Origin of the sequence: Luedemannella helvata, from assembly GCF_039528415.1 — a bacterium.
In the GTDB taxonomy this organism is placed as follows: domain Bacteria; phylum Actinomycetota; class Actinomycetes; order Mycobacteriales; family Micromonosporaceae; genus Luedemannella; species Luedemannella helvata.
The window spans coordinates 30,877-57,817 of record NZ_BAAALS010000025.1 but is presented as its reverse complement, the minus strand read 5'-3'; the positions used below and the strand labels follow the sequence as shown (position 1 = coordinate 57,817).

Here is a 26,941-nt window from a genome sequence, read left to right as displayed (position 1 = left end):
ATAGGCGGCAACGTAACGAGCCCGCCATGAAGAACTGATGAAGAACTGTTGGGCTCCCGGTCCACGACGGTACGCGGGGGTCGTGGGCCGGCCGGCGCGCTCCTATGGTGGGGACACGACGCATCGAGGAGGGTTCACGGTGGGGGCACGGGTGCTGGTGGCCGAGGACGACGCGAAGCAGGCGAACCTGTTGCGCGTCTACCTCGAACGGGAGGGCCACAGCGTGCAGCTCGTCGCCGACGGTCGGGCCGCGCTGGAGCGCTGCCGGGCGTACCGGCCCGATCTGGTGGTGCTCGACGTCATGATGCCACTGGTGGACGGGCTCGACGTGTGCCGCATCCTGCGGGCCGAGTCGGACGTACCGATCCTTCTGGTCACCGCCCGATCCACCGAGGAGGACCTCCTGCTCGGTCTCGACATCGGCGCCGACGACTACCTCACCAAGCCGTACTCCCCCCGCGAGCTGACCGCCCGGGTGCGCGCCTTGCTGCGGCGCTCCGGGCGGATCCCGCCGGACGACGCCGCTGTCCTGACGGTCGGCGAGCTGCGCGTCGACACCGGGCGGTTCGAGGTGCGCGTCGCCGGGCGGCCCGTGGCGGTGACGGCCCGCGAGTTCGGCATCCTCCAGGTCCTGGCGGCCGAGCCCGGCCGGGCGTTCACCCGCGCGCAGATCATCGACCGCGCGTTCGGCTTTGACCAGTACGTCGAGGAGCGCACGGTGGACGCCCACGTGATGAACCTGCGCCGCAAGCTGGAGCGGGACCCGGCCAACCCGCGGTACGTGCAGACCGTCTACGGCCGGGGCTACCGGATGGGCGAGGGCGAGCCGTGAGCTTCCGCGTCCGCGTCCTCGTCCTGGTCGTGTTCCTGGTCGCCATCTCGACCGCGGCGACCGCGTGGCTGACCGTCCGCCAGGCGACCCGGGAGCTGACGGAGAGCGTGGCGGCCACCCAGCGCGACATCACGACGGTCGTCGACGAGCTTGCCGCGTACGGGCGCACGCACGGTACGTGGCACGGAGTGGCGACCACCGTGGGCGACCTTTCCGACCGCCTCGGGCAGCGCCTGCGCCTGGTGACCGAGGCCGGCGCGGTGCTGGCCGACTCGGACGTGCTGCGCGGCGGCACGGCGCGGCCGGTCAACGGCGCGCCCGTCGCGGTCGACCCGCGCCCGGACACCCCCACGCTCGACGGTTCCTCGGCGGAGCTGCGCCACGGCATGGCCCGCAAGGCCGCGACCGCGTACGAGGACGGCTGGCGCTACGCGGCGTGCCTGACCCGGGCCGGGATCGGCGTCCGCCTCACGACGGACGAGTCGGGCATGCCCACGTTCGCCGCGTTGGGCGACAGCGACCGGGCCCGCACGTGCCGGCCGCAGCCCCGCGAGGCGACGGACGACGCGCTCAACTTCGCCACGAACGCCCAGCTATGCACCGAGCGGCGCGACGACCGGACGTGCCTGGCCAAGCTGCTGGATCGGCGCATCGGCGAGTTGGCGCCGGCGCCGCTGCGCCTCTACCTGGGCGCCGTGGACGAGGCACCGTTCGCCCTGTCGGGCTCGTCGATCGCGGTGGCGGCCGGCGCGGTCGTGCTGGCGGCCGGGTTGACGGCGTTGCTGCTCAGCCGCCGGGTCGTCCGGCCGATCAGCGCGCTGACGACGGCCGCCGCGCGGCTCGGTTCGGGCGATCTGGCCGAACGGGTGCCGGTCACCGGCCGAGACGAGATCGCCGGCCTGGCGAAGGAGTTCAACCGGATGGCGGCCTCGCTGGCCGACAGCGAGGAGCGCCAACGCCGGCTCATCGCCGATGTCGCGCACGAGCTGCGTACCCCGCTGGCCAACCTGCGCGGCTATCTGGAGGCGCTCGCCGACGGCGTCCTGCGGCCCGACCCGGAGCTGTTCGCGTCGCTGCTCGACGAGGCGCTCCTGCAGCAACGCATCGTCGACGATCTGCAGGACCTCGCGCTGGCCGAGGCGGGCGCGTTGGCCTATCACCGTGGCCGGGTCGACCTCGCCGAACTCGTCGAGGTGTGCCGGACGGCACACGCCGCCGTGGCGGACACGGCGCGCGTGTCGTTGACGGTGAGCGCGGACAGCCCGGTCGAGGTGGAGGCTGATCCGGATCGGCTGCGCCAGGTGATCGGCAACCTTGTCCGCAACGCGATCGCCGCCACGCCGGCCGGCGGTCGGGTCGCGATCGACTCGCGGGTGGTCGGGCAGCTGGCGATCGTCGAGGTACGCGACACCGGGCGTGGCATCGCCCCGGAGGACCTGCCGCACGTGTTCGACCGCCTGTGGCGGGCCGACAACGCCCGCGCGCGCAGCGGTGGCGGCAGCGGCCTCGGCCTGGCGATCGCCTGGCGCATCGTCACGGACCACGGCGGCACGATCCAGGTCGCCAGCACCGTTGGCCAGGGAACGCGGGTCACCGTCTCGCTCCCGGCGGTCGGCATACTCGACAACGGTGCCCCCCGGTGATGAGAGCATCGGGGGGCACCGCCGTCATGCTGGCGTCGGACGTCAGCAGGCGACCAGGGCGCCGTAGGTGCCCTGACCCTGGATGAACTCGTCCTTGCTCCAGCCGCCACGCGCGGTGGTGTAGTCGTAGATGTGCGACCAGAAGCCACCGTCGCCGGACCGGTAGCAGTCGAGCCGGATGGTGTGGCTCGGCTGGCCCAGCCCGACCGAGGTGCAGTTCGTGCCCGTGCCGGTGCGGATGTTGACGTTGGTGCCGCTGTAGAAGTTGCCCACGCGGCCGTCCTTGACGCTCCAGCTGTTGTTCGGACAGGTGGCGGCGGCGGCCGGGCTGCCGGGCAGCACAGCGACGCCCGTACCGGCGATCACGAGTCCGAGGGCGGCGATAGCTTTCTTAACGCGCATTGTCACTCCATTCCAATGAGGACTTTAAATTGGGCGCAAGACATTGATTGCTGTCGATTCAACAGCGCATACTTATCCCGTATAGGTGTCCCCTTTTGTGGGCAACGTCACAGCCCGCCCGGAGAGACCATAAATTCATCGCCGGACGCGCGAACTTCATCGACGGGCAGCCAGCCAGCAACCGTCGATCGATGTGAAAAAGAGGGCGCGCGGCACTCGACGGCCTGCGCCAGCCCAGGATCAGCCGCTACGAATATCGATCATGATGCCAGTCCCCGTTTCCCCGTGAATCCCCGTAAGCGCGGCATGTCATGACCATCAAAGCGATCCTAAAGATCGTTGAAAGTCGTACGCTCCTCAAGAATCTAACCATTCCATTTCTACGTGTCAACTAATCGATCACGCAGTGTATTCACACATCCGAAGCGATTATGCGTCGTCGTATTTCAGCGGAGGCAACGGCCACGGCGCGAGCCACTGAAGTGCGGTGGCGATGCGCATCAGGTCGCCCTCGCGATCATGCCGCGCCACGCAGTGCAGCCCGACGGGAAGCCCGACGCGGTCGCGCCCGGCCGGCAGGCTGGCGGCCGGGTGGCCACTGAGGTTGAACGCCCAGGTGAGGCTGACATTCATTTGTTGGCCCGGTCCGGCATGACCGTGCGGCGCCCCGGGCGTCGTGGGGGTGAACAGCACGTCGACACGCTCGAAGAGCGCCGCGAGCCGCCGCGCGTTCTCCGGGTCGCCGCCACCGGCGCGCCAGGCCGGCTCCGGATCGACCAGCACCACCGGTTCGGGCACCCACGTGATGACCCCGGCCCCGGCGAGCCGCTCCGCCGCCGCCCGCGCGACCGCGGCCACGTCCGCCTCGGTTTCCGCGTAGCCCAGGTCGGCGCTCCACGCGGCGCGCAGGGGCGCACGGCCCCGTTCGCCGGACAGCCTTCCCACGGTGAGGCGCAGGTACGCGCCGGCGTCGGCGGCCGACCGCGCGAGCGGCCCACCGGCCCGCAGCCCGGACCGGTGGGTGGCCTTGACGCCGATGACGCCGCACCACGCCGCCGGAATGCGGATGGAGCCGGCCCCGTCCGTTCCGGTCGCCAGGGGTACGACGCCGGCCGCCACCGCGACCGCGGACCCGGCGGACGACCCACCCGGCGAACGGTCGGCCCGCCAGGGGTTGGCGGTCGGACCACGGTCGGTGTGGCCCCACGTCTGCCAGTCCACCTCCCGGCGCGGTACGGCCGTCGAGCCCACCGGCACGCAGCCGGCCAGCAGGAGCGCCCGGGCCTGCGGCGAATCCAGGCCGTCCCACGTCTTGACCGCGATGGGTACCCCGGCCAGCGCCGGCCGGTCGCCACCGGCCACCGCCCGGTCGACCGCCCGGGCCGCCCGGCGGGCGTCGTCGGGCCACACGTCGCGGAACGCCCGCAGCGCCCCGTCGACCTCATCGAGCCGGCGCAGCGCGGCGTCGACCGCTTCGAGGGCGGACACCTCCCGGCGGCGCACCAGGTCGGCGAGGTCGACCGCGGTCAGGGACGGCCACGTCCGGATGTCCGACACGGCCCAGACGGTATCCCCGCCCCGCACGCGGCTACGATCGGCGGCCATGAGCCCGGCCCGGCGCGTTCTCCTGCCCGTACTCCTTGGTGTTGTTCTCGTGGCCTTCGTCGTGACGGGCGCGGCCACCGGGGACCGCCTCACCTGGCTGCTGGAGACGTTCTGGGTGATCCTCGCGATCCCGCTCATCCTGCTCACCTGGCGCCGGTTCCCGCTGACCACACTCCTGTGCTGCCTGCTCGCGGTGCACGCGCTGATCCTGATCTACGGCGGGATGTACACCTATGCCCGCACCCCGCTCGGCAACTGGGTGCGCGACGCGCTCGACCTGAGCCGCAACCCGTACGACCGCCTCGGCCACTTCGTGCAGGGCTTCGTGCCCGCGATCCTCGTGCGCGAGCTGCTCGTCCGGCTGTCCCCGCTGAAGGGCAGCCGCTGGCTCGCCCCGCTCGTCGTGTGCGCCTGCCTGGCGTTCAGCTCGTTCTTCGAGATGCTGGAGTGGTGGGGATCGCTGATCGGCGGCTCAGCGACGGAGGACTTCCTCGCCACCCAGGGCGACAAGTGGGACACCCAGTGGGACATGTTCCTCGCCGGCGTCGGCGCGATCACGTCGCTGCTGCTGCTCAGCCGGCCGCACGACCGCCAGCTCGCGGCCCTGCCAGACGCCGGGTCAGCCGCGCCGGTGGAACAGCCGACGCCAGCCGCGTCGGTGCGCGGCTAAGGGCGGCTGCGCGGCGGACGGATCGTCCGGCGGCTCGTGGGCCGCGCGCCAGTGCGCGCGCACCCGTTCCGGCAGCCGCTCCACCTCCCGGGCCAGCCGCAGCGAGGTGGGCAGCATCGCCTCGCTCGTCAGGCCCTCGCGGCGCAGGTAATCCTTGATCCAACACAGTTCATCGTCCAGCCCGCCCCAGTCCGGATCTGGCGATCCACCACCGACTCGAACCGCGGCTCCGCGCTCAGATCGCTGAACAACCCGATGCCGGCACCGTCATCGGCGGCGCAGCAGGGCGCCCGAGTCGATGCTGATGGCAAAGGGCGTTTCGGACTGGAGCGTCTGCCCATCTTTGGCGACGGCATGCTCGACGTAGTGGCCGCCCTCCAGGCGAAGCAGCCGCAGCGTCACGGAATCGGCAGCCGGCTCAATGAGCAGATACCACTCGATACGCGCGGTAGCGTACAACTGCATTTTCAGTACCCGGTCCGCGCCGGCGTTTCCCGGGGACACGACTTCGCCGATCAACACCACGTCAGCAGCGTCGACGACTGTTCCGCTCTCGATCGGCGTGACCACCAGATCCGGGATGAAGATCCGCCCGGTCGTCAAGCGGACATTGATGGCCTCAAAGACCCAAAGGTCGACAGCGTCCGCTCCAGGATCGAGCAGGCCGGCCACCCGGCGGGAGATGTGCTGATGACGCATGGTCGGTGCCGGGCTCACCAGCAGACTCCCATCGAACAGTTCGATCCGGTTCGACGTCTCACCGAGCGCGAAATAGTCGTCCTCGGTCCACGGACCGTCGTGCTCCAGCACGGCCACGCTCATCGGCGAACTCACCTCCCAGCGGATCCTTCCACCAGCCTGCCATGACGACAACGACGCCGCACCCGACGACGCGCGATGCCTACCGCAGCCACGCCTGATTGCGGCGACCCCACGTACTTTGACTCATTTCCGAGCGAGTTGATGTGTTCTCTCGTCAAGATGAGGCGGAGAAATGCCACTTAGGTCATCGATGGTGACCGCAAAGCTTCGCCCGTCGCGTTCCGCGCTGCGTCTAGCCCGCTCCAGGATGCTCTCTAGCCGTTTCACCGCGTGCGGATCACCACGCTTGGCAGCTTCCATCACGCGCATGTGCTCAACCCACCGGAGGTACGTGTCCCGCATAATCTTCGTCTTGCGGGGAGGGTCGAAGTCCGTCTCAGGGCCGAAGACGGCATCGGTATGCATCTGCCACCAGCTATCGGCTGGAATCCCGTCATTGACGTATGCGATCGCTTCCGCCCTACTTTCGCACGGGTCCATTATGTCGTGGCACTGTCGACACAGCGAAACTAGGTTTTCCGGCCCGTTGGAGCCACCGAGAGCCAGATCCTGCAAGTGCGCTCGGTCAAGCCAACCTCGGGCCAAGTTCCACACGGCGGCAAGGGTCGCCTGGGTATCGTCCACCGGCGCCAACCAGCCACATCTGAAACAGAACGGCTCGCCCCAGCCGATATAGGACGCTCGCAGGTTCGGGAAGACCTCACCGTGCCTGGCTCTCCAGTACTGCACGATGCCGTAGAGCGTTGGCATGCCGCGACGGCTACCGCCCACCAGCTTCATCCTCCCTCGTGAAGAACCAAACAGCGGTCCGCACAGTAACGCCCACCTATGACACTCCAGTGAGCTGATTCGTTGCTGGTCGTGTACGCCTGCCTGGCGTTCAGCTCGTTCTTCGAGATGCTGGAGTGGTGGGGATCGCTGATCGGCGGCTCAGCGACGGAGGACTTCCTCGCCACCCAGGGCGACAAGTGGGACACCCAGTGGGACATGTTCCTCGCCGGCGTCGGCGCGATCACGTCGCTGCTGCTGCTCAGCCGGCCGCACGACCGCCAGCTCGCGGCCCTGCCGGACGCCGGGTCAGCCGCGCCGCCGCAACAGGCCGCGCCAGCCGCGTCGCTGCGCGGCTGAGGGCGGATCCTCCGGCGGCGCGGGCGGTTGCTCGTGGGCCGCACGCCAGTGCGCCACCGCGTCATCGGGATCGACCGGCTTCACAGCCACGTACGGCGGGCTCGGCGTGTGCGCGTACGCGGCGATCCGCTCGTTGAGGTCGGCCACCGCCTCGCGCACCACCTGCTCCGACAGCATGGCGCGGACCCGTTCCGGCAGCCGCTCCACCTCCCGGGCCAGCCGCAGCGAGGTGGGCAGCATCGCCTCGCTCGTCAGGCCCTCACGGCGCAGGTAATCCTTGATCCACCACAGCTCGTCGTCCTGCCCGCCCCAGTTCGGCAGCGGCTTGCCGGCGCCCGGCAGGTCGTCGAACTCGCCCCGCTCGGCCGCGAGCCGGATCTGGCGATCCACCACCGACTCGAACCGCGGCTCCGTCATACGGGCCATTGTCCCACCGGCTCAGCAGGAGGTCAGCATGTCCTGGAGTGCCGCCTTCTCCGCGGTGTCCATCGTCAGGGAGTAGTCGTACTTCACCTGGATCCACGCCCGCGCGTAGGTGCACCGGAACGACGTCAGCGGCGGCTGCCACTCGGCCGGGTCTTTGTTGCCCTTGGACTGGTTGACGTTGTCCGTGACCGCCCACAGCTGGGGCCCGCCGAGATCGTTGGCGTAGGACCGCCTCTTCGCCGTCGTCCACGCCCACGCGCCGGACGCCCACGCCTCCGCGAGCGGCACCATGTGGTCGATGTCGATATCGGAGGCCAGCGTCCAGGTCATCCCGTCGTACGGGCTGTACCAGCTGCCCGAGATGGCGGCGCAGGTGCTGCTGACCACGACGTTCGTCCCGTCGCGCCTGAGCACCTCCTCGCGCGTGTTGCACGAGTCCGAGATCGTGATCCAGTGCGGGAAGAGGCCGCGGTCGTACGCGGTCGGGCTCCCCTCGGCCGCGACGGTGAGCGCGGCCAGCCGCGTCACCGCCTCGCCGTGCGTCGGGACGTTGGGCGGCGTGGCCCGAGCGGGGGGCGGGGTGAGCCCGACGACCATCGCGGCGGCGGCCGTCATCACGCAGGCGGCCCTCACGGCACGGATCACGGCGACTCCGGTGCGGTTGTGCTGCGGCTATCCCCTCACGCCAGTAACGAGATCGTCGCGGCACGGGTGACGGAGCCAAGGTGGCCGGGAGCCGCGCCTTATGGTGGGCCGATGGCATCGGTCAAGCAGTTCCAGATCACCTTCGACTGCGCGGAACCCGAGCGCGTCGCCCGCTTCTGGTGCGAGGTGCTGGGATATGTCGTACCCCCACCGCCGGCGGGGTTCGCCTCCTGGGACGAATATGAGCGTTCGCTGCCGCCCGAGGACCAGGGGGCCCGGTTCGCCTGCGTCGACCCCACGGGGGTGGGTCCGCGACTGTTCTTCCAGCGCGTCCCCGAAGGCAAGGCCGTCAAAAATCGAATTCATCTGGATGTACGGGTGGGAACCGGGCTCGTCGGCGAGCAGCGCCTGGCCGCGCTCGAGGCCGAATGCGCCCGCCTCATCCCCCTCGGCGCGACACGTGTGCGGCTCCTGCTGGCCGACGGGTCCGACGAGTCGTGCCTCGTCATGCAGGACGTCGAGGGCAACGAGTTCTGTCTCGACTGACCTTGACGATCACGACAGCGCTAGCATCGTCGATATGGCAACGCGGCTGGTACAGATCAATATGAAGGCTCGCGACGACGCCGCGCTCGGCGCCTTCTGGGCGCAGGCGCTCGGCTGGGAGATCTCCAGCGAGGAGCCCGGCGTGACCAACCTCGAACCGCCGGGCCTGGTCTATCCCGACCCGGCCGCCATCTACATCGACCTCGTCGCCTCCGCCGAACCCAAGACGGTCAAGAACCGCGTGCATATCGACCTCGCCACGAAATCGGCGGCCCACCAGGCGGAGCTGGTCGCGCGCCTGACGGAGCTCGGCGCGACCCCCGCCGACATCGGCCAGGGCGACGTCCCATGGACGGTCATGACCGACCCGGAGGGCAACGAGTTCTGCGTGCTGGACTCGCTCTACGACGAGACCGGACCGATCGCCTCGGTCATCCTCGACTGCGTGGATCCGCAGACCATGTTGCGGTTCTGGAGTCAGGCCACGGACTGGCCCGTCTACAAGGTCACCGACTACAGCGCGGTGCTGCGCTCAGCGGCGGGCGTGGGCCCGTACCTGCAATTCCTCCGTACGCCCGACCCGAAGACGGGGTGGAACCGCGTCCACCTCGACATCCGCCCATACCCGGGTGACGACCTGGAGGCCGAGGCCGAAAAGCTGCGCAGTCTCGGCGCCACCGACATCGACCTCAGCGGAAGCAACGTCACGTGGATGGTTTTCGCCGACCCGGAGGGCAACGAGTTCTGCCTCCTCTCCCCGCGCTGAGCCGGCCCTTGTCACCCAGCCCATGATGGCCTGTCGCGAGTCCTCGACGCTGTTCCGAGCAGCCGATGGCACGGACCTGCCGATGCGGGTCTTCGAGCCGGTCGAAAGGACACCGCCACGTGCCGGCATCGTCCTGTTCCATGGGGGCGCCCTACGCGAAGGATCGGCCGACGGACTCGCCCCGCACTGCCGGGCACTGGCGTCCCGCGGGATCCTCGCGGTGTCAGCCGGGTACCGGCTGCTCGGTCGTGGTGCCACCAGCATCGACGACTGCGTCGCCGACGTCCGGCGCGCGGTCGACGAGTTCGGCCGGCTGGCCGCGTCGCGCGGGCCGCGAACGGCGCGACTGGCCTCGGGCGGCAGTTCAGCCGGCGCTCATCTCGCGATGCTCGCGGCGATGACGGCGCCGGACCCCGGCGTCGCGGCGCTGGTGGCATTCAATCCGGCGGGATCGGACCTGCTCTCCGTCGAGCCGGAAGCGCAGCGCCGCCTCGAACAGCAGGTTGGTATCGCCCCCAACAGACTGATCGAGTATTCACTGGTCGAGTTCGTACGGCCGGGAAACCCGCCGACGCAGATCCACCACGGCACCCGCGACGACGTCGAGCCGATCGACTCGGTACGCCGATTCCGGGACTCGATGGTGCACGCCGGCAATGAGTGCACGCTGATCGAGTACGAACACGCTGGACACGGATTCCACTACCCCGGCAACGGCGGACACTTCAACCAGATCATCGACGCCACAGCGCGGTTCCTCCTCGACCGGATCGCCACGTCACACGCCGACACTCCCGTTGTGGGACCACCGATATCGTCCGACTTGGATCAGGACTCTGCCTAGGCTCGCATGATGCTGGACGGATCGGCCCCGCAGGATCCTTTTTCGGCTGGCCGTTACGATCTTCGCCCTACTGGGAGGTGAGCGTGCCAACCCTGTACGACGGGATGCTGGCCCTGCTGGACGCGCGGATTCGCGTCGCGACGTCATTGACCAGTGGGACCTGCCGAGTCAGGGGCGCCGGGCCGTTGCGCTATTGGACGGTCAGGCGTCGACCGGGTCGAAGTCATCCGGCGCTACGACGAAGCGCCGGTCGAACGCGTCCCCAAGGACCTGGTCGAACGGCACCAGCCTGCCGTACTCCCTGGTTGCCCGCTCCAGCTCGTCGCCATCGTTCATGACCGCGATCCGCTTGATGAGATCAGCCAGTTCATTGAGGCCGAAGTAGCCGCACGCCTCACTGGCTGCGGCGAAAGCCTGCGGGTCGAGCATCTCGTTGGCGTAGCCGGTGCCGTCTCCCATGATCGGATTGTGGACGCGGAGCAGCGCCCAGCGGTGTGGAGACAGCTCCGACATCGCCGATCACGTCCGAGCCGCCAGACGGCTCCAACGAGTGGATCGTACTTCTGTGGCGCCGCTACCGGAACGCCCAGGCGGACTAGCGCAGCATGACGCAGCGACCAAGGTCGTTCTTCCGCCGGGAGCTCCACCTTGCCCACCCAGGCCCGGCCCGCTTTCCGGCGCGTGGGTCGACGGCGACGGGACGGCAACGAGGACCAGGGCGCGACGCGGGCACGGCAACTCGGATGCAAACGACCACACAGGCCGGCACACTCCATGTGGACCGGTGGCAGAGGCGGGTTATTGCGGCGACCGGAGAGTCTCCCTGCCGCGCACGCGCGGAGGCTCACCGAGCGCGTGGGGGAATCGGCGTGCCGGCCCCCACCGGGGGTTCGAATCCCCTCCGGTCCGCCATGATCGAACGTGCCATTAGCGTGCCATTGGACGAGATCACACCGGGGTAACCGAGGCCGCTCCGTGCCACCGCCACCAGCGCGCGACGTGGTCAGATCATCGACTGGGTCCAATTCCCAAGCTGACAGTCGTGCACACAAGCCAGTCGCCGTCACGGGCCATCCACGGGCCAGTAGGGCGCTCCCCTGGCGGTCACCACCGGGCACGAGCGGACCATCCGTTACGACGTGGCAGGTGGCATACCGGACGTAGGGGACGAGGCGGAGCGCCCTTCCACACTGACGCTCCAAGACCGTCAATCAAAGAGCCTGCCGAGCAGGGAAGATTGGCCGGCGGCGAGGACGTGTCCTTGAGCCAGAGGCAGCCAGTACAGCTCGAAGCGGATCGGCTTGTTGGTGCCATCACCGTGTTCCTCAGCGATCCACCGCTCCGGAACCTCGGCGCCTTCGACGGATAGCTGAAAGAAGTGCCGTACATGAACGGCATCGGCATAGGGACGCATGTCCCACTCCGCTGCCCCGAGGTACCGCTCGATGCGTAGTCCGTGCAGGCCGGTTTCCTCGGATGCCTCGCGCAGCACAGCCTGCTCCGGTAGCTCGCCATAACGAACGGTGCCCGCGGGAACCTGGACGCCGGATTGATCGAACTGTTCGTCATCAGCATGGACGAACACCAGCAGCCGATCCTCGCGGACGATGTAGGCCATAACCTTCTGCGGTCGTTCCACCGCCAGAGCCTACGGCGGCGGTTCGTTCCCAGCGCGTCGGCGTCGTGCCATTGGACGAGATCACACAGGGGTAACCGGGGCCGCTCGGTACCAGCACCACCAGCGTCCGACGAGGTCAGATCATCGGCCGCGTCCCATTCCCAAGCTGATGGTGCACTCACAAGATCAGGACGTCTCCGGGGACGCCAGGACGCGGCCAGGACGTCCGACGCAGCCCAATGTCCATCAACAACAACCATCGACTACGAACGATAGTTGCCGGTAGAGATGCCTGATCGGCCCTCGACCAGGAGGGCGACGGACGAGTCGGCCTGTACGCCGGGTTCTGTACCGCGCCGGGTGGGCGCGGTGGCGGCCATCCATCTCGGCCTGCCGTTGCCGACAGGCTCTAGCGGCCTACCCGCAGGCTCGGGCGGGCAGCCCTCGAACGCCTGCGCAGGCGCCCCCGAGGGGACGCCCTTATGGCCTTGCTCCGGGTGGGGTTTACCGAGCCACCCTGGTCACCCAGGGTGCTGGTGGGCTCTTACCCCACCGTTTCACCCTTACCAGGTCCGTCCGGAGACGGCCTGGCGGTCTGTTTTCTGTGGCACTTTCCCGCGGGTCGCCCCGGGTTGCCGTTAACAACCACCCTGCCCTGTGGAGCCCGGACGTTCCTCGGCGACGCCGCCCGGGGGCAGCGCCGACGCGACCGCCCGGCCGACTCGTCCGTCGCGCCTGCCATGCTACGTCGAGATGGATCTCAACGACGCACTGATGCTCGTCGCCGCCGGTGTTGCCGCCGGGGCGGTGAACGCGTTGGCCGGCGGGGGGTCGCTGATCAGCTATCCCGCGCTGCTCACGACCGGTTTGGGCAGCGTTGTCGCGAACATGACGAACTCGGTGTCCGTCAGCGCCGGTTACCTCGCGGCGGCGTTCGGCACCCGCGAGGATCACCGGGCGATCCGGATCAACACCAAGGGGCTGGTGCTGACGACCGCCGTGGGCACGGCGGCCGGGGGCGCGCTGCTCATGGTCACCCCGCCGGCGGCGTTCGACCGGATCGTGCCGTTCCTGGTGCTCGGCGCGGTCCTCGTCCTGGCGTTCCAGCAGCGGCTGCGCGGCCTGGTGGGCCACCCCCGCGACCTGCGGAGGGGGCGGCGCACCGCCGCGCTGCACACGATGGTGGGCCTGGGCGCGATCTACGGCGGCTACTTCGGCGCCGCCCTGGGCATCATCCTGGTCGCGGTGCTGGGCCTGGTCATCGACGAGAACCTCACCAGGATCAACGCCCTCAAGAACACCTTGTCGCTGGTCGTGGGCCTGGTCACGGCCGTCGAGTTCGGCCTCTTCGGCAGTACGGTCGGCAGCCCGGTGAACTGGGGCTCCGTCGCGGTCCTCATGCCGGCCACGCTGCTGGGCGGGTACGCGGGCGCCCGGGTCGGCCGGCGCCTTTCCCCGCGGGTGCTGCGCGCGCTGATCGTCGCCTTCGGCACGACCGTGGGGCTGATCCTCTTCTGGCGCGCGTTCCGCTAGTAGATCTTGGCACGGAAGACCGCCGATGGCCGGCGCTTCGTACCAAGATCCAAAGCTCGCGGCAAGATCCAAGGGTCGCGCCAAGATCCAAAGGTTGAGCGCGAAACGAAGCCTTCCCGGAGTTGCTCCTGAAACGGGTAACCACCAAGATCCTGCTATGGATACTGCGGGAACACGCGAACCGAACGGAGCGGACCCGATCGGGACGATCGAGACCGAGATCGCGGTCCTCATGCGCCGCGCGGAGGCCACCCGGCGTTCCGGCAGCGCCCCGCACCGCACCCTGGACCGGGCCGCGTACCTGATCCTGCGCCGCCTCCACGAGTCCGGCGCGCAGTCGGTCACGGCCGTCGCCGAGGCGCTCGGCCTGGACGGGTCGACGGTCACCCGGCAGGTGACCGCGATGGAGCGCGACGGCCTGGTGCACCGCCGCCGCGACGCCGCCGACGGCCGGGTGACGATCGTGGAGCCGACCGCGGTCGGGCTGCGCCGCATGCACGGCGTGCGGGCCGCCCGGGAGGACCTGTACCGCCAGCTCCTCGCCGGGTGGCCGCACGACGACCGCAGGCAGCTCGCCCGCCTGCTGACGAAGCTCAACGAGACGCTGGACGACTACGTCCGCACCCGCTGAGCATGCCCGCCGGCTGAGCGGGCGGCGACGGTCACCAGCGCCGCCACCACGATGTTCGCGATGACCGCGAGGAACCCGACGTAGACGGCCGTGTTGGGCGCCAGGCCCAGCACGCCCGGATCGAACCAGTTCTTCACCGGGAACGCGGACCCGCCGAAGTGCTTGTGCCCGATCGCCGGGTTGGGGATCTGGTAGAGCAGCCACGTGCCCAGCGCCATGCCGGTCACCCAGCCGGCGACCAGGCCCCACCGGTGCCACCACCGGCTGAAGAGGGCCAGGCCCACGGCCGGCAGCGTCTGCAGGATGATCACTCCGCCGATGAGCTGCAGGTCGATGGAGAACTGCGGGTCGACGAGCAGGATGACCGCGACCGCCCCGAACTTGACCACCAGCGAGGCGACCTTGCTGACGGTGGCCTCCTGCGCCGGCGTCGCGTCGCGCTTCAGGTACTCCTTGAAGATGTTCCTGGTGAAGAGGTTGGCCGCCGCGATCGACATGATCGCCGCCGGCACCAGCGCCCCGATGCCGATCGCGGCGAAGGCCACCCCCGCCAGCCAGTCCGGGAACATCCGGTCGAACAGGACCGGGACGACCGTGTTCGCGTCCGGCTTGCCGTCCGTGACGACGGGTGTGACGCCCGCGGCGATCGCCATGTATCCCAGCAGGGCGACAAGACCCAGAAGCAGGGAGTACGCCGGAAGCGCGGCCATGTTGCGGCGCACCACGTCGCGACTGCGCGACGCGAGGACGCCGGTGATGCTGTGCGGATACAGGAACAGCGCGAGCGCCGAACCCAGCGCGAGGGTGACGTACTGCCACTGGTTGCCCGCGTTGAGCAGGGTCGCGCCGGTCGCGGCGAACTTCTCCTCCGCCGCGCCGAAGATGGCGCCCCAGCCGCCCAGCTTCGCGGGGATCCACAGCACCGCCACGATGATGATCACGTAGATCAGCAGGTCCTTGACGAACGCGATCAGCGCGGGCGCCCGCAGCCCGGACTGGTACGTGTAGGCGGCCAGCACCGCGAACGCCGCGATCAGCGGCCAGCTGCCGGGCACGTTCATCGCCTTGAGCACGGCCTCGATGCCCACGAGCTGCAACGCGATGTACGGCATGGTCGCCACGATGCCCGTGATCGCGACCAGCAGGGCGAGCGTCGCGGAGCCGGACCGGGCCCGGACCACGTCGGCGGGAGTGACGTGCCCGCCCTCGTGCGCCACCGTCCACAGCCGGCTCAGGAACAGGAACACCAGGGGGTACACGATGATCGTGTACGGCACGGCGAAGAAGCCCATGGCCCCGGCCCCGAACAGCAGCGCGGGCACGGCCACGAACGTGTACGCCGTGTAGAGGTCGCCGCCGACCAGGAACCAGGTGATCCACGCGCCGAAGTTGCGCCCGCCCAGGCCCCACTCGTCGAGGTGCCGCAGGGTCGTGGGCCGCCGCCAGCGCGAGGCCACGAACCCCATGACGCTGACCAGACCGAACACCGCCACCGCGATGATGATCTCGGTGGTGTGCGTGCCCATGGGTCACTCACCGCCCGGCTCGTCGGCGGGCGTGCGCGTGCGCCGGTACACGATGAGCGTCACCACGACGCTGAGCGGGATGAACGCGAGCTGTAGCCAGTAGAACCGCGGGAACCCGAACAGGCGCGGCTCGTCGGCGTTGTACAGGAACGGCAGCAGCGGTACGACGACGGGCACCAGCAGCAGCCAGTACCAACCACGGCGAGCCACCCCGCGATTATGGATTATTTTGCCGGCATAGCGACGTATTCAATCCATAACCCCGCGAGGCGGTGTCACTCCGTGGGGCGCAGCTGCGCCAGGTGGGCGGTCTCGTTGACGCTGCGGACCGCGATGCCGCCGTCGGGCCACCGGTCGATCAGGGAGATGCCGGCGGCGTCCAGGAAGAGCCGGTGCAGGAAGGCGTCCGTGGCCGCGAGCGCGTCGCGCAGGATCAGCTTGATCGGCGTGACGTGGCTGACCAGCACGACCGTGCGGCCCGGGTAGTTGACGAAGATCGCCGACGCGGCGCGGCGCACCCGCGTGGCGACATCGCGGAACGACTCGCCGCCCGGCGGCGCGATGGAGGGGTCGGCCAGCCAGGCGGACATCTCGTCCGGCCACCGCTCGCGGACCTCGGAGAAGGTCAGGCCCTCCCACTCGCCGAAGTCGCACTCGATGAGGTCCCGCTCGATCACGACCGGGGCGCGCCCGGTGGCCGCCGCGATGAACCCGGCCGTCTCCTGGCACCGACCCAGCGGCGACGTGATCACGGTGTCGACCGTGGGGGCGAGTTCGGCCACCCGGTTGGCCGCGGCCCGGGCCTGGTCGCGGCCGGTCGCCGACAGGGGCACCTCGCCGCGCCCCGAGTAGCGCCGCTGCGCCGTCAGCGCCGTCTCGCCGTGGCGGACGAGGATGAGCCGGGTCGCCGAACTCGCGTCGGCGGGCGGCGCCCATGACACCTGCGGCCCGGTGGCGCTGATCAGCTCGCCCACCTCGCGCGCGTCGTCGGGGATCCGCCCGTCCATGGCGGCGTTGGCGAGCGCGTCGGCGGCCGCGTTCTCCGCGCGGGGAATCCACACGAAGCGCACGGTGTCGAACTGCTTCACCAGGGCCGCCGCCTGCGCGGCGAGCACCCGCAGGGTCGGGTTGGCGATCTTCCAGCGGCCGGCCATCTGCTCGACGACCAGCTTCGAGTCCATCCGTACCTCGACGTCGACCGCGCCCAGGTCGGCTGCCGCCCGCAGGCCCGCGATCAGCCCGGAGTACTCGGCGACGTTGTTGGTGGCCTGGCCGATCGCCGCCGCGCGCTCCACGAGGACCTCGCCGGTCGCGGCCTCGCGCACCACCGCGCCGTAGCCGGCCGGGCCCGGGTTGCCGCGGGCTCCCCCGTCCGCCTCGACGATGACCTTCAGCCGGCGCGCCACGGCCGCCTCACAGCCCGGACTCCTCCGTACGCACGAGGATGCGCCCGCACTCGTCGCAGCGCACCACCTCGTCGGCCGCGGTGCCCTTGACCCGGGCCCGCTCCGAGCCGGACAGCTCCAGGCGGCAGCCGCCGCAGCGGCCGGCCCGCAGCAGCGCGGCCCCGATACCGGTCGACTCGCGGATCTTCTCGTAGAGGGCGACCAGGTCGGCCGGCAGGTCGCCGACGAGCGGGGTCCGCGAGGCGGCCTTCCACTCGGACTCCTTGTCGATCTCGGCGAGGGCGGCGTCGCGGCGGCGCTCCGTCTCGTCGCGCTCGTCGCGCGTGGCCGTGAGCCGCTGGGTGACCTCGGCGAGGGCGGCGTCGGCCGACTCCCGCTGCTCCATCAGCTCAAGCTCCGCGTCCTCCAGCTCGGTCTGGCGGCGGGTCAGCGTGGCCAGCTCGTGCTGCAGCGCCTCCAGCTCGCGCGCCGGGCCGGTGCCGGCGTCGAGGCGGGCGCGGTCCTTGTCGGCGCGGGCGCGCACCTGGTCGATGTCGCGCTCCAGCCGGGCGATGTCCCGGTCGAGGTCGTCGACGCCCACCTGGGCCTTCACCCGCTCGTCGTCCAGGCCCACGATCTTTCTCGCGAGCGCGTCCAGCTCGGCGTGTTCGGGCAGGCTACGCCGCCGGTGGGCCAGCTGGGCGAGCGACGTGTCGATCGCCTGCAGGTCCAGCAGTCGGCGTTGGGCGTCCGGGTCGGCCTTCACAGGCGCGGCTCCTTTGCTGTGGTGGGCTTGTCTATTGTGGCGCGGGCACGTGCAGCGTCCAGGGGTCGGTGACGATGTCGCTGATGACCGTACCGATCGGCAGCGCGTCGGCCAGCTGCCCCGCCAGCAGGTCCAGCCAGGGGCGCTCGATGGCCCAGTGGGCGGCGTCGAGCAGGGCCGGGCCGCCGGCCGCGAGGTGCTCGCTCGCCACGTGGTGGCGCAGGTCGGACGTCAGGTACGCGTCCGCGCCGCTGGCGGCGGCCGCCGCCAGGAACGGGTCGCCCGCCCCGCCGCAGACCGCGAGCGTACTCACCAGGCGGTCCCGGTCACCGGCGGCGCGTACCCCGGACGGTGTGGCCGGCAGCCGCCGGGCCGCGAGGTCGGCGAGTTCGGCGAGCGTCAGCGGCTGCGGCAGCTCGCCCACCCGGCCCGTACCCACGCCCGGCACGTTCGGGCCGTCCGCGACCAGCGGGCGCAGGTCGGTGAGCCGGAACCGCGCGGCGAGGGCGTCCGAGACGCCGGGGTTGGCCGTGTCGGCGTTGGTGTGCGCGACGAGCAGGGCGATGTCGGCCCGGATGAGCCGGTGCACGATCGTGCCCTTGTACGTCGTGGCCGCCACGCTGTGCACCCCGCGCAGCAGCAACGGGTGATGCGCGATGATCAGGTCGGCGCCGACCTCGACCGCCTCGTCGACGGTCTCGGGTACGCAGTCCACGACCAGCAGTGCCGTGGTCACCGGCGCCGCGGGGTCGCCGACGACCAGGCCCACCCGGTCCCAGTCCTCCGCCCAGTCGGGCGGGTACCACCCCGCGAGCGCCGCCACCACGTCAGCGACGGTCGTGCCCGCCGCGTCGACCATCATGCCTGGGGACGCTACCAGCGTGCGCCGCCGCGTCAGCCGGCCGCCGCCGGTGGCGGCAGCGCCTCGAGTGCGAGCTTCCACGGGAACCGGTCGGTCGGGTCCTCCCCCGCGCCCGGCGGGCTGAGCGGGATCACGTCGTCGCCGAACAGGACGGTGACACCCCAACCGCGCAGCGTCGCCACGGCCTGGCGGAACGCGGGGTGGGCGGCCATGGCGTCGTTCGTGAACGGCACCGCCACGACCGGCAGCCCCTTGCCCTGCCCCTCGATGATCAGGCCGAGTGGCAGCGTGTCGGCGATGCCGACCGCCCACTTCGCCACCGTGTTCGCCGTCGCCGGCGCCACGATGATGGCGTCGGCGGGCGGCAGGAGGTCGGGCTCGCCGGGGTTCTTGAACGTGCTCCGCACCGGGAACCCGGTCAACGCCGCCACCGCCGGCACGTCGAGGAACTTGCGGGCGTCCGGGCTGGCCACGACGCACACCCGCCAGCCGGCCGCCTGGGCGGCCTCGACGAGCACTCCCACCCGCGCGGCGACGGGCGACCCGGTCACGATGGCGTACAGGACGCTCATGCGCGCACGCTCAGCAGGCCGGCCAGCTCCGTGATGGCGGCGGGCGGCGTGCCACGGGTGCGACGGAGCACGTCCGAGATGACCTCGTGCGCCAGCGGCCGGCAGCGGATCTCCGACGGGGCCAGCCGGTCCGCTTCGATCAACAGCTCACTCGCCTTGGCCACGTCGCCAACCTGCGTGAAAGCCCGCGCCGTGTCAAGCAGGTGGTGGGCGCGTCGCTCCGGCAGCATGGCCGCGAAGTTGTCCGGGTTGAGCGCCTCGTGGGTCTCCACGGCCCGGCCGCCGTCACCCATCTCCACGGCCGCTGCCGCCCGGTGCAGCTCGACGTTCGTCGGGCCGAAGCAGGTCCAGTAGTGGTTGGCGTCGCCGCCCATCTTCGCGGCCGCGTCGGTCGCCGCCGTGAGCAGGTCACGGGAGGTGGCCGAGTCGCCCATCCGCGCCGCCGCCATCGTGCCCTGCAGCAGTAGCTGCCCGTAGACGGACAGGTGGCGGGGGTCGTTGGCCTGGTCGCCCGCGGGCGCGAGGCGGTTGGCCAGGTTGACGTTGATCTCCAGAGCGGCGCGGAAGCGCCCGAGCGCGATGAGCGACAGGGCGACCCGGGTGGTGGCCACGCCGACCAGCAGCGCCTCGCCGGAGCGCTGCGCGCTGGCCAGGCCCCGGTCGGCGGCCAGCCACGCCAGGTCGTGCTCGCCGAGCTTGCGCAGCGTCGACGAGGCCACCTGGTACACCTGCGACAGCAGCACGGCGGCCTGCTGGCCGTTCTCGCCGGTGTGCATGGACGCGAGCGCCTGGCAGTCGCGCAGCAGCTTGGGCAGCGACCGGGCCAGCACGCCGTACTTGGCGTGTTGCAGGGTCGACCAGGCGTGCACGACCGACTTGGTGACCTCCGGCAGCGGAGCGGGCTCCACGGGCGTGTCGAAGAACGCGCTGATCTGGTCGTAGCGTTCCAGCGCCGCCCGGATCTCCTCGACCTCGACCTGGTCGACGCAGTTGACGTCCTCGGGCCGGCGGGCCGGGTCGCGGCCGGTGAGCAGCTGCATGTCGATCTGCAGCACGTCGGCGATCTCGTAGATCACCGAGTACTTGTCGAGCCGGCGCACGCCGCGCTCGACCTTGTCGACCCAGCTCTTGGACTTGCCGAGGCGGTCGGCGAAAACCTGCTGGGAGATGCGGCGCCGGCTGCGCCAGTACGCCACCCGGCGCCCGATGGGCAGATCGTCCATGTCGTCGTTCCTCTCCGGTTCGCGGGTATCGGAGGTGCGCGCGGAAGCTGGGGGGATTTGGAGCGGGTCGCACAGTTTGTGTGGCAACTACGCGGCCGGTCGCTCGTAACTTCTTATGCAACTTGCAATTCGGGATCTGCCCGAGTGAACGACCGCCGGCCCGTCAGGTGACGGTCGTGGACCGCCGTATCCGAGTTGTTACACAGGAGACCCCATGTCGCGAGCGACCGTCGCAGCCCCGCCCACCCGCCGACTATGGCCGGCCCCGCAGGCCGTCCGCCGCTCCCTGCTGCGGCGCGCCGCGCTGCGCTACGCCGACCACGAGTGGCCCGTGCTACCGGGAGCCTTCCTGGACCGGGGCCGCTACAGCTGCGGCCCGATGTGCCCCACGGTCGCCTGCCACCCGGCCGTGAACGGGACGCCCGGCGAGGTGTCCTATGAGCGGGACGAACTGGAACAGTGGTGGTCGGCGGCGGCGTTCTCGGTGCTGTTCGCCACCGGTACCGCCTTCGACGTCATCGAGGTGCCCGCCGCGCTGGGCGCCGCCGCCCGGGACGCGGCGCCGCCGGGCCCGGTCGCGGTCAACCCGAACGGGCACTGGATGTTCTTCGTCGCGCCCGGCGACGCGCTGCGCCCGGAACTCGCCAAGCGGCTCGACATGGTGCTGCACGGCTCCGGCTCGTGGGTGCCCGCGCCGCCGACCTACACGCCGCTCGGCCGGGTGCACTGGGAGGTCTCCCCGGAGTCGGTCGGCTGGCGGCTGCCCTGGACCTACGCCGTGCAGCACGCGATCGTCGGCGCGCTGCCGGCGGCCCGCCCGGCACCCGCGACCACCGCGCCCGCGTGGGCGCTGCGCCCCGCTGCCTGACGTCGGGCGGAGCGGGCGGGGAGAGGGTCCGGCGGCCGGCACACCCAAACGGTAGGTCGGGCGTCTATGACCCGTCGACCGGCCGATCGGCCAGTGCGGCGTCACCGTTACGCTGCGGTAAGTGGGACTCCAACGTGGACCGTGCCCGCGCGTCCAGCGTCTCGTTGACGCTCGCGATGTCGGCCGGCGCGGTGCGTGAAGCCAGGTAGTACATGACGCCGGTCGGCACGAAGAACACCTGGAAGGCGGCGAGCCCGGAGGCGTACGCGTGCGCGCCGCCGGCCGGTCCGCCGAACAGGCCCAGCACCACCCCGTACATGCTGTTGCCGACCGCGCGACCCACGCCGTTGACGAGGTTTCCCAGGCTGTAGACCGTGCCCCGGTGTTCGGGCGGGTTCACGTCCGCGATGAGCGAGAACCAGTTGGGCGAGTTCGCCGAGGTCAGCGCGAGCGCGGTCACGGCGGCCAGGAACGCGAGCGCCATGGTCGGGTCCGTGAACAACGACCGCACGGCGTACCCCAGAATCTCACCCGTCGAGGCGTCCGCGGCGACGTCCAGGTGCACGGGCACGAAGAACAGGCCCACATAGAACGGGATGCCCGCGAGGATGCCCACGGCCGCGACCAGCGCGCGGCCCCGGGGCGTACGCCGTTGCAGCCGGTCGCCCACGATGCCCCCGATGATCGACAGCGCGCCGCCGAGCTGGAAGACCGTGGCGAAGATGGCGCCGACGCGGATCGCGGTCGGCTCGGGGTAACCGGCGTCCAGCGCGCGGGCCTGGAACAGCAGCGGCAGCCAGACGAGCGAGCCGAACACGACCTGCGCGGTGAGGCCCTGCAGGATCAGCCAGCGGTTGGTGCGCCGGTCCAGGATCGCCGGCAGGTCCGCGCGCGAGATGCGGTAGTCGTACTCCTCGCCGGCGGCGAACACCGGCGCCAGCGCGGGTTCGCTCTGGCCGCGCCGCGTGTCGTAGGTGAACAGGTACGCGGTTGCGGCGATCACGCCGACGATGGCGAGCACGCCGAACGGTTCGCGCCAGTTGGTGGCGCCCAACGCGCCGGCCAGCAGCGTGCCCGCGAGCGTGCCGACGCCCTGCGACAGTCCCCAGAAGCTCATCACGAGGCCGCGCCGGCGCGGCGAGATCAGGTCGCTCACGACGGAGAAGCCGACGGACGCGACGGCGCCGAGGCCGACCGACGCGACCAGCTGGGCGGCGAGAAAGCCCGCGTAGTGATCGGCGAGGCCCGTGCCGGCCGCGCCGAGCGACCAGATCACCGTGCCGACCATGAGCAGCGGCTTGCGGCGCGTGCGGTCGCCCAGGTACGCCCAGCACACGGCCGCGACGGCGGTGACCAGGAAACTGGCGGCGGTGACCGCGCCGACGACCTTTTCGGACACGCCGAGGTCGGCCGCGATCGGCCGGTACAGCGGGGGCACGAGGCCGATGGCGACGTTGTCCAACGACGCCAGCACGATGAAGACAACCACGGAGTACGTGCGATGAACGGCGGACCCGCCCGCCCGCGTGCTCGTCGCGTCCCCCGCCTTCCTCATGCGCAGATCGTGCGTCCCCAGCGTCACCGAAGCAACCGACCGTGACACGAACGGCGTGTTTCGAGCGGTTAAAGCGTGGTTTCACCTATTCGGTGTGACATGGTTCACGATTGTCGGCCGTTCGCTTGGCCTATCCGGCCGGCCACGGGCAAGGTCGGGGATCTGTGCGTCATCCCCCGGCGCTCAGCCCCCCGACCGAAAGGGAGCGACTCTTGGCCGCTCACCGACGCGATGGACGCCGCCTGCTCACGCCGCGGGCCGCGGTCAGCGCATTCAGTCTCGTGGTCCTCGCCGCGGGTGCGACCGGCATGACGCTGCGCGACGACCAGCCGGCAGCGGCGCACCAGACCGCCGCCGACAACCGCACGGAAACCCGGGCCTCCCGGGGCGACGCGCGGGCGCTGCTCAGCGACCACGCGGAGGTCCTCGCCGCTCGGTCGGCCGTCGCGAAGAAGGCGGCCGAGGCCAAGCGGGTCGCCGCCGCCAAGCGCGCGGCCGCCGCGAAGAAGGCGGCCGAGGCCAAGGCAGCCGCCGCCAGGAAGGCCGCCGCGGCGAGGAAGGCCGCCGCCGCGCGTAGGGCCGAGGCCGCCCGTAGGGCCGAAGCCGCCCGCAAGGCCGCCGCCGCAGCCGCCGCGCGTAGGGCCGCCGCCGCGCGCAAGGCCGCCGCGAGCGTGCCGGCCGCCTGCCAGTCCTACCGTGGCAACCAGCGCACCGCGTGCCGGCTGCTGCCGAAGTACGGCTTCTCCACCAGCGAGATGAGCGCCCTCGTTCCCATGTGGACGAAGGAGAGCAACTGGAACCACCGCGCCGAGAACCCCAGCTCCGGCGCGTACGGCATCCCGCAGTCACTGCCCGGCAACAAGATGGCCAGCGCCGGCTCCGACTGGGCGACCAACCCGGAGACCCAGATCCGCTGGGGCCTGGGCTACATCAGGTCCGTGTACGGCTCGCCGTCGCAGGCCTGGGCGTTCTGGCAGGCCAACGGCTGGTACTGAGCAACCGTCAGCGAACGTCCTCCGGTCGGATCAGCCCGTCCTCGATAGCGCGAGCCACCATGGCCGCCTTGTTGGGGGCGGGCCGACCGACGGTCGCGTACTTCACCCGCGCCCGGCTGATGTACTGGTCGACCGTCTCCACGGACAGGCCCATGTCCCGCGCGACCGTGTGCTTCTTGGGGTGCTGGAACCACAGCTTCAGGGCCCGCTGCTCCTGCGCCGACAGCACCGGCCGGGTCGGGCTCGCGTCGGCGAGCAACGCCCGCGCCACCGACGGCGTCACGTAGGGGCGGTCCTGCGCGGCGGCGGCGACCACCTCGATGAAGTGTTCGGCCCCCTCGTGCTTGGTCAGGTACGCGGTCGCGCCCGCGTCGAGCACCGCCCGGATCGTCGCGTCCGACGTCTGGGCGGAGAAGGCGACGACGCGCCGCTCCTCGGCCAGCACGCCGATGCGCGACATCATCGACTCACCGAAGATGCCCAGGTCCAGCACGAGCACGTCCGCCCGCCGTCCCGGCCCGGCCAGCACCGAGTCGACGCGCACGCCGTGACCGACCAGTTGCAGGCGTCGTTGCGGGTCCGCGTCGACCCATGCCCGTACCCCCGCCAGCACCACCTCGTGGTCGTCGACCACGGCCACCGTCACCGCGCGTACCACGTTGTCCGTACCCACACCGCCTCCTCGTCCCGGCTCCACACCACCGCGACCCCCGTACTCGCGCCCGAACCCGTCCCTGCAGTCTCGTCGATCTCCGTACCGTCCGCGACGTCGGCCACCGCACTCACCTCGACCTCGCCCGGACCGGCGATGATGGTGATGCGGCAGTGCGTGGCCGCGACCGCGAGCAGATGAATGGGCGCCTCCGTGAGCGCCCGGCGCACCGCGACCGGCATGTCGGGCAACTCCCCGACGACCTCCAGGCCGACCTGCAGACCTCGCCGCTCCCCGATGTCGGCACACGCGCGCAGCTCGTGCAGCAGCGGGCTGTCCGCCTCGTCGCGCTCGGCGATCAGGCGGCGCAGTCGCGACGCCGCGACCGCCGAGCGCCGCCGCACCTCCGGGTCGCCCGGGTCGCTGCTGCCGTCGGCCAACCCGCCGAGCAGCTCCACAAGGGAGTGCCCGACCTGGCGGTAGCGCTCCTGGCGCGCCTCGTGGATCTGCTGCGCCACCAGCTTGCGGGTCTCGATCTCCACCCGGGCGGTCTGCGCGGAGCCCACGCGGGCCGCGAGCCGCTGCATGAACCGGCAGCCCGCGAACAGCCCCAGCTGGAGTGCCGTGGCGCCGTAGAGCGTGAGCACCACACGCGCCGCGTCCACCCGGTCGACCGGCCGGGTGGCCACGAGGGCGATGACGACGGCCACGGCGTTGGCCGCCTGCGCGCCGAGCAGCCAGCCCAGCGGCGCGCGCCACAGCAGCAGCATCGCCGACCAGCCGAACGCGGTCCAGGCCCAGTTGGCCGACACGAACGTTGTCGTGGGGTACGACGAGGAGGCGACGACGACGGTCGCGGCCAGCATCAGCGCCACGCCGGCCAGGGCGAAGGCGCTCGGCGGCAGCAGCACGGGCGTGTCGTGGGGCCGGCGCAACAGGCTCAGGGCCGCGACCGCGGTCACCACCGCGACGACGACCCAGGCGGCCAGCGGCACCAGCACGGCCGGCAGCTGCGGCCACGGGGTGCGGTAGTCGGCGCGGTAGATCAGGGTGCCGGTCAGGTTGTTCAGGACGTGCCAGATGCACGCCACGACGATCGCGGCCAGCGCCGTTCCCCGGGCGTACCCGGACCCGTACCCCGGTGCGGTCATGGCTGGAGCCTGAGCTGACGATGGGCTCGCTGACGGCCGCTCATGGGGCTACCCGTTCCGCCGGCCAGTGCAGGCACCAGCGGGTGCCGGCGCCCGGCGCGGAGTGCACCTCCGCCACCCCGCCGACGGACGCCATGCGCCCGACGATGGACTGCCGGATGCCGAACCGGTGCTCCGGCGCGGCGGCCGGGTCGAAGCCCCGGCCGTGGTCGGTCACGTCCAACCGCACCCGGCCGCCGTCCGTGCGCAGGGCCAGGTGGGCCGCTGACACGCCCGCGTGTCGGGCCACGTTGCGCAGCGCCTCGGCGGCGCTGGACACGAGCGACTCCGCCACCCGCTTGGGCACGTGGCAGGGCACCAGGTCGTGCTCGACCGTGAGGCCGAACGGCGGGTCGGCGGCGAGGCGCTCGAGCGGGCCGTCGAGGCGCACCCACCGCTCCTCGCTGTGCTCGCGGTACGCGGCGGCAAGGTGCTCGATCACCATGAGGTCGGCGGAGGCCCGCTCGCTGAGCGCCCGCGACCGGGCGGCGGCCACGCCCGTCCCGACGAGGGTGAGTGTGGTGAGCGCGGTGTCGTGCAGGGCCCGCAGCTGGGAGATCTCGTCGGCGCGGTGGGCGGCCTGCAGCTCGGCGGCCTGCCGGCTGCGGCGCTCGGCCGCCACGGCGGCCGTCTCGGCGGCGTCGACGCGACGCAGCACGCGCATGACGACGACCGCGCTGACCAGCTGGACGCACATGATCGCGGTGTGGTTGACGCCCTTGCCGGCCAGGCCCCCGATGAGGAACCCGGCCTGGAACGCAGCGATGATCACGAGGCCGGCCGGGATGGCGGCGCGCGCCGGCCACGCCATGGCGACGCCGATGATGGCCATCGACGCGATGGTCGCGACCCAGCCGGACCCCTCGTCCACCCGCTCCGCCGGCGAGATGTACGAATTGATCAGGCACAGCGCGACCGTGACCACGATGTCACCGATCACCATCGGCGCGATGAGCCCCCGCCGCCACACGATCGGCGCGTGCACCGCGACCCATGCCGCGAAGCCGGCGATGGCGACGGCGAGCAGCGTCCGGTCCACCGGCTCGATCGCGGACAGCGCGGCGAGCGGCGCACCGACGACCAGCTCACCGACGTGCAGCAACGCGCCGACCCGCGCGCTCATCACCCGTACGGGCCCGGCCGGCGCCGATGTGGTTGCGCCATCACTCAACGAACAATCCCTGTCCCACACCCAGCGCTGCTGTGTCACGCCATAACTACGGCGCGCAAGCGTAA

The 26,941-nt window shown here is 71.1% G+C and carries 31 protein-coding genes, 1 tRNA gene and 1 other RNA gene; 12 read left to right on the top strand and 21 right to left on the bottom strand.

The window, feature by feature from the left end:
• The first annotated feature begins 139 nt into the window (after positions 1-139).
• Positions 140-832: a response regulator transcription factor gene (locus tag ABD191_RS22230; protein WP_344085364.1), complete on the top strand. Its 693-nt coding sequence runs from the start codon at positions 140-142 to the stop codon at positions 830-832.
• Entirely contained in the window at positions 829-2,475 is a 1,647-nt protein-coding gene (locus tag ABD191_RS22225) for a sensor histidine kinase (RefSeq protein WP_344085361.1), read from the top strand. The genes ABD191_RS22230 and ABD191_RS22225 overlap by 4 nt, the downstream gene beginning before the upstream one ends.
• A 42-nt stretch (positions 2,476-2,517) precedes the next feature.
• Here the strand turns inward: ABD191_RS22225 and ABD191_RS22220 are convergent, their stop codons facing one another.
• Positions 2,518-2,877 carry a hypothetical protein gene (locus tag ABD191_RS22220; RefSeq protein WP_344085358.1) on the bottom strand — a complete coding sequence of 120 codons (360 nt, stop codon included), beginning with the start codon at positions 2,875-2,877 and terminating at the stop codon, positions 2,518-2,520.
• A gap of 429 nt (positions 2,878-3,306) precedes the next feature.
• Positions 3,307-4,434 (bottom strand): amidase family protein, encoded by a 1,128-nt coding sequence (locus ABD191_RS22215; protein WP_344085355.1) that lies wholly within the window; start codon positions 4,432-4,434, stop codon positions 3,307-3,309.
• A gap of 46 nt (positions 4,435-4,480) precedes the next feature.
• Here ABD191_RS22215 and ABD191_RS22210 point away from each other — a divergent pair, with 46 nt between their 5' ends.
• Positions 4,481-5,152 (top strand): DUF2238 domain-containing protein, encoded by a 672-nt coding sequence (locus ABD191_RS22210; protein ID WP_344085352.1) that lies wholly within the window; start codon positions 4,481-4,483, stop codon positions 5,150-5,152.
• Here the strand turns inward: ABD191_RS22210 and ABD191_RS22205 are convergent.
• From ABD191_RS22205 to ABD191_RS22195, 3 genes are all read right to left on the bottom strand, one after another.
• Positions 5,102-5,269, bottom strand: a complete 168-nt coding sequence (locus tag ABD191_RS22205) for a hypothetical protein (RefSeq protein WP_344085349.1) — start codon at positions 5,267-5,269, stop codon at positions 5,102-5,104. The two genes, ABD191_RS22210 and ABD191_RS22205, sit on opposite strands and share 51 nt — an antisense overlap.
• 150 nt (positions 5,270-5,419) lie before the next feature.
• Positions 5,420-5,974 (bottom strand): Uma2 family endonuclease, encoded by a 555-nt coding sequence (locus ABD191_RS22200; RefSeq protein WP_344085346.1) that lies wholly within the window; start codon positions 5,972-5,974, stop codon positions 5,420-5,422.
• A gap of 123 nt (positions 5,975-6,097) precedes the next feature.
• Complete coding sequence (locus ABD191_RS22195; protein ID WP_344085343.1) at positions 6,098-6,754, bottom strand: HNH endonuclease; 657 nt, start codon at positions 6,752-6,754, stop codon at positions 6,098-6,100.
• A gap of 81 nt (positions 6,755-6,835) precedes the next feature.
• On the opposite strand from ABD191_RS22195, the gene ABD191_RS22190 reads away from it, so the two are divergent.
• Positions 6,836-7,102, top strand: coding sequence for a DUF2238 domain-containing protein (locus ABD191_RS22190; RefSeq protein WP_344085471.1), 267 nt, complete (start codon positions 6,836-6,838; stop codon positions 7,100-7,102).
• Here the strand turns inward: ABD191_RS22190 and ABD191_RS22185 are convergent.
• Positions 7,052-7,519 carry a DnaJ family domain-containing protein gene (locus ABD191_RS22185; protein ID WP_344085340.1) on the bottom strand — a complete coding sequence of 156 codons (468 nt, stop codon included), beginning with the start codon at positions 7,517-7,519 and terminating at the stop codon, positions 7,052-7,054. The two genes, ABD191_RS22190 and ABD191_RS22185, sit on opposite strands and share 51 nt — an antisense overlap.
• A 21-nt stretch (positions 7,520-7,540) precedes the next feature.
• On the bottom strand, positions 7,541-8,143 hold the full coding sequence (locus ABD191_RS22180) for an HNH endonuclease family protein (protein WP_344085468.1): 603 nt from the start codon (positions 8,141-8,143) through the stop codon (positions 7,541-7,543).
• A gap of 141 nt (positions 8,144-8,284) precedes the next feature.
• Here ABD191_RS22180 and ABD191_RS22175 point away from each other — a divergent pair, with 141 nt between their 5' ends.
• From ABD191_RS22175 to ABD191_RS22165, 3 genes are all read left to right on the top strand, one after another.
• A complete protein-coding gene (locus tag ABD191_RS22175) occupies positions 8,285-8,719 on the top strand; it encodes a VOC family protein (protein WP_344085337.1) in 435 nt (144 codons plus the stop codon).
• A 34-nt stretch (positions 8,720-8,753) separates the two neighbouring features.
• Positions 8,754-9,485 carry a VOC family protein gene (locus tag ABD191_RS22170; protein WP_344085334.1) on the top strand — a complete coding sequence of 244 codons (732 nt, stop codon included), beginning with the start codon at positions 8,754-8,756 and terminating at the stop codon, positions 9,483-9,485.
• Positions 9,486-9,567: 82 nt separating this feature from the next.
• Complete coding sequence (locus ABD191_RS22165) at positions 9,568-10,329, top strand: alpha/beta hydrolase (protein ID WP_344085331.1); 762 nt, start codon at positions 9,568-9,570, stop codon at positions 10,327-10,329.
• A 201-nt stretch (positions 10,330-10,530) separates the two neighbouring features.
• On the opposite strand, the gene ABD191_RS22160 is transcribed toward ABD191_RS22165, so the two are convergent.
• Entirely contained in the window at positions 10,531-10,788 is a 258-nt protein-coding gene (locus ABD191_RS22160; protein ID WP_344085329.1) for a hypothetical protein, read from the bottom strand.
• Positions 10,789-11,107: 319 nt separating this feature from the next.
• Here ABD191_RS22160 and ABD191_RS22155 point away from each other — a divergent pair.
• Positions 11,108-11,241, top strand: a tRNA-Gly gene (locus ABD191_RS22155).
• Positions 11,242-11,536: 295 nt separating this feature from the next.
• Here ABD191_RS22155 and ABD191_RS22150 read toward each other — a convergent pair.
• Together ABD191_RS22150 and rnpB are read right to left on the bottom strand one after the other, a co-directional pair.
• The gene (locus tag ABD191_RS22150; protein WP_344085327.1) at positions 11,537-11,968 is read right to left on the bottom strand and encodes an NUDIX hydrolase; all 432 of its coding nucleotides are present in this window, start codon (positions 11,966-11,968) and stop codon (positions 11,537-11,539) included.
• A 298-nt stretch (positions 11,969-12,266) separates the two neighbouring features.
• An RNA gene (gene rnpB, locus ABD191_RS22145) (RNase P RNA component class A) lies at positions 12,267-12,672 on the bottom strand.
• 28 nt (positions 12,673-12,700) lie between these two features.
• Between rnpB and ABD191_RS22140 the strand changes: the two genes are divergently transcribed.
• A complete protein-coding gene (locus ABD191_RS22140) occupies positions 12,701-13,480 on the top strand; it encodes a sulfite exporter TauE/SafE family protein (RefSeq protein WP_344085325.1) in 780 nt (259 codons plus the stop codon).
• Between the two features lie 157 nt (positions 13,481-13,637).
• Positions 13,638-14,111 (top strand): MarR family winged helix-turn-helix transcriptional regulator, encoded by a 474-nt coding sequence (locus ABD191_RS22135; RefSeq protein ID WP_344085323.1) that lies wholly within the window; start codon positions 13,638-13,640, stop codon positions 14,109-14,111.
• Here the strand turns inward: ABD191_RS22135 and mctP are convergent.
• From mctP to ABD191_RS22100, 7 genes are all read right to left on the bottom strand, one after another.
• Complete coding sequence (mctP, locus tag ABD191_RS22130; RefSeq protein ID WP_344085320.1) at positions 14,093-15,637, bottom strand: monocarboxylate uptake permease MctP; 1,545 nt, start codon at positions 15,635-15,637, stop codon at positions 14,093-14,095. The two genes, ABD191_RS22135 and mctP, sit on opposite strands and share 19 nt — an antisense overlap.
• Before the next feature lie 3 nt (positions 15,638-15,640).
• On the bottom strand, positions 15,641-15,847 hold the full coding sequence (locus ABD191_RS22125; RefSeq protein ID WP_344085317.1) for a DUF3311 domain-containing protein: 207 nt from the start codon (positions 15,845-15,847) through the stop codon (positions 15,641-15,643).
• Positions 15,848-15,912: 65 nt separating this feature from the next.
• A complete protein-coding gene (locus ABD191_RS22120) occupies positions 15,913-17,043 on the bottom strand; it encodes a bifunctional RNase H/acid phosphatase (RefSeq protein ID WP_344085314.1) in 1,131 nt (376 codons plus the stop codon).
• A gap of 7 nt (positions 17,044-17,050) precedes the next feature.
• Complete coding sequence (locus ABD191_RS22115) at positions 17,051-17,788, bottom strand: zinc ribbon domain-containing protein (RefSeq protein ID WP_344085311.1); 738 nt, start codon at positions 17,786-17,788, stop codon at positions 17,051-17,053.
• A gap of 31 nt (positions 17,789-17,819) precedes the next feature.
• Entirely contained in the window at positions 17,820-18,650 is an 831-nt protein-coding gene (locus tag ABD191_RS22110) for a Nif3-like dinuclear metal center hexameric protein (RefSeq protein ID WP_344085308.1), read from the bottom strand.
• A gap of 32 nt (positions 18,651-18,682) precedes the next feature.
• Complete coding sequence (locus ABD191_RS22105; protein WP_344085305.1) at positions 18,683-19,222, bottom strand: flavoprotein; 540 nt, start codon at positions 19,220-19,222, stop codon at positions 18,683-18,685.
• A complete protein-coding gene (locus ABD191_RS22100) occupies positions 19,219-20,445 on the bottom strand; it encodes a helix-turn-helix domain-containing protein (RefSeq protein ID WP_344085302.1) in 1,227 nt (408 codons plus the stop codon). The genes ABD191_RS22105 and ABD191_RS22100 overlap by 4 nt, the downstream gene beginning before the upstream one ends.
• Before the next feature lie 214 nt (positions 20,446-20,659).
• Between ABD191_RS22100 and ABD191_RS22095 the strand changes: the two genes are divergently transcribed.
• Entirely contained in the window at positions 20,660-21,313 is a 654-nt protein-coding gene (locus ABD191_RS22095; RefSeq protein WP_344085299.1) for a bifunctional DNA primase/polymerase, read from the top strand.
• A 64-nt stretch (positions 21,314-21,377) separates the two neighbouring features.
• Here the strand turns inward: ABD191_RS22095 and ABD191_RS22090 are convergent, their stop codons facing one another.
• Positions 21,378-22,868 (bottom strand): MFS transporter, encoded by a 1,491-nt coding sequence (locus ABD191_RS22090; protein ID WP_344085296.1) that lies wholly within the window; start codon positions 22,866-22,868, stop codon positions 21,378-21,380.
• Between the two features lie 212 nt (positions 22,869-23,080).
• Here ABD191_RS22090 and ABD191_RS22085 point away from each other — a divergent pair, with 212 nt between their 5' ends.
• A complete protein-coding gene (locus tag ABD191_RS22085; protein ID WP_344085293.1) occupies positions 23,081-23,863 on the top strand; it encodes an aggregation-promoting factor C-terminal-like domain-containing protein in 783 nt (260 codons plus the stop codon).
• A gap of 7 nt (positions 23,864-23,870) precedes the next feature.
• On the opposite strand, the gene ABD191_RS22080 is transcribed toward ABD191_RS22085, so the two are convergent.
• The 3 genes from ABD191_RS22080 to ABD191_RS22070 are packed head-to-tail and all read right to left on the bottom strand — an operon-like array spanning position 23,871 to position 26,876.
• The gene (locus ABD191_RS22080; protein WP_344085290.1) at positions 23,871-24,536 is read right to left on the bottom strand and encodes a response regulator; all 666 of its coding nucleotides are present in this window, start codon (positions 24,534-24,536) and stop codon (positions 23,871-23,873) included.
• Entirely contained in the window at positions 24,506-25,666 is a 1,161-nt protein-coding gene (locus ABD191_RS22075; RefSeq protein WP_344085287.1) for a hypothetical protein, read from the bottom strand. Before ABD191_RS22075 ends, ABD191_RS22080 begins: the two co-directional genes overlap by 31 nt.
• Positions 25,667-25,706: 40 nt before the next feature.
• Positions 25,707-26,876, bottom strand: coding sequence for a sensor histidine kinase (locus tag ABD191_RS22070; protein ID WP_344085284.1), 1,170 nt, complete (start codon positions 26,874-26,876; stop codon positions 25,707-25,709).
• Positions 26,877-26,941 lie beyond the last annotated feature (65 nt).

What these genes read in the sequence shown, in the direction of transcription:
- ABD191_RS22220 (WP_344085358.1), bottom strand. Translation starts at nt 2,877, where the DNA reads ATGCGCGTTAAGAAAGCTATCGCCGCCCTCGGACTCGTGATCGCCGGT.
- ABD191_RS22210 (WP_344085352.1), top strand. Translation starts at nt 4,481, where the DNA reads ATGAGCCCGGCCCGGCGCGTTCTCCTGCCCGTACTCCTTGGTGTTGTT.
- ABD191_RS22205 (WP_344085349.1), bottom strand. Translation starts at nt 5,269, where the DNA reads ATGCTGCCCACCTCGCTGCGGCTGGCCCGGGAGGTGGAGCGGCTGCCG.
- ABD191_RS22200 (WP_344085346.1), bottom strand. Translation starts at nt 5,974, where the DNA reads ATGAGCGTGGCCGTGCTGGAGCACGACGGTCCGTGGACCGAGGACGAC.
- ABD191_RS22195 (WP_344085343.1), bottom strand. Translation starts at nt 6,754, where the DNA reads ATGAAGCTGGTGGGCGGTAGCCGTCGCGGCATGCCAACGCTCTACGGC.
- ABD191_RS22185 (WP_344085340.1), bottom strand. Translation starts at nt 7,519, where the DNA reads ATGACGGAGCCGCGGTTCGAGTCGGTGGTGGATCGCCAGATCCGGCTC.
- ABD191_RS22180 (WP_344085468.1), bottom strand. Translation starts at nt 8,143, where the DNA reads ATGACGGCCGCCGCCGCGATGGTCGTCGGGCTCACCCCGCCCCCCGCT.
- ABD191_RS22175 (WP_344085337.1), top strand. Translation starts at nt 8,285, where the DNA reads ATGGCATCGGTCAAGCAGTTCCAGATCACCTTCGACTGCGCGGAACCC.
- ABD191_RS22170 (WP_344085334.1), top strand. Translation starts at nt 8,754, where the DNA reads ATGGCAACGCGGCTGGTACAGATCAATATGAAGGCTCGCGACGACGCC.
- ABD191_RS22165 (WP_344085331.1), top strand. Translation starts at nt 9,568, where the DNA reads ATGCGGGTCTTCGAGCCGGTCGAAAGGACACCGCCACGTGCCGGCATC.
- ABD191_RS22160 (WP_344085329.1), bottom strand. Translation starts at nt 10,788, where the DNA reads ATGGGAGACGGCACCGGCTACGCCAACGAGATGCTCGACCCGCAGGCT.
- ABD191_RS22140 (WP_344085325.1), top strand. Translation starts at nt 12,701, where the DNA reads ATGGATCTCAACGACGCACTGATGCTCGTCGCCGCCGGTGTTGCCGCC.
- ABD191_RS22135 (WP_344085323.1), top strand. Translation starts at nt 13,638, where the DNA reads ATGGATACTGCGGGAACACGCGAACCGAACGGAGCGGACCCGATCGGG.
- mctP (WP_344085320.1), bottom strand. Translation starts at nt 15,637, where the DNA reads ATGGGCACGCACACCACCGAGATCATCATCGCGGTGGCGGTGTTCGGT.
- ABD191_RS22110 (WP_344085308.1), bottom strand. Translation starts at nt 18,650, where the DNA reads ATGATGGTCGACGCGGCGGGCACGACCGTCGCTGACGTGGTGGCGGCG.
- ABD191_RS22105 (WP_344085305.1), bottom strand. Translation starts at nt 19,222, where the DNA reads ATGAGCGTCCTGTACGCCATCGTGACCGGGTCGCCCGTCGCCGCGCGG.
- ABD191_RS22100 (WP_344085302.1), bottom strand. Translation starts at nt 20,445, where the DNA reads ATGGACGATCTGCCCATCGGGCGCCGGGTGGCGTACTGGCGCAGCCGG.
- ABD191_RS22095 (WP_344085299.1), top strand. Translation starts at nt 20,660, where the DNA reads ATGTCGCGAGCGACCGTCGCAGCCCCGCCCACCCGCCGACTATGGCCG.
- ABD191_RS22090 (WP_344085296.1), bottom strand. Translation starts at nt 22,868, where the DNA reads ATGAGGAAGGCGGGGGACGCGACGAGCACGCGGGCGGGCGGGTCCGCC.
- ABD191_RS22075 (WP_344085287.1), bottom strand. Translation starts at nt 25,666, where the DNA reads ATGACCGCACCGGGGTACGGGTCCGGGTACGCCCGGGGAACGGCGCTG.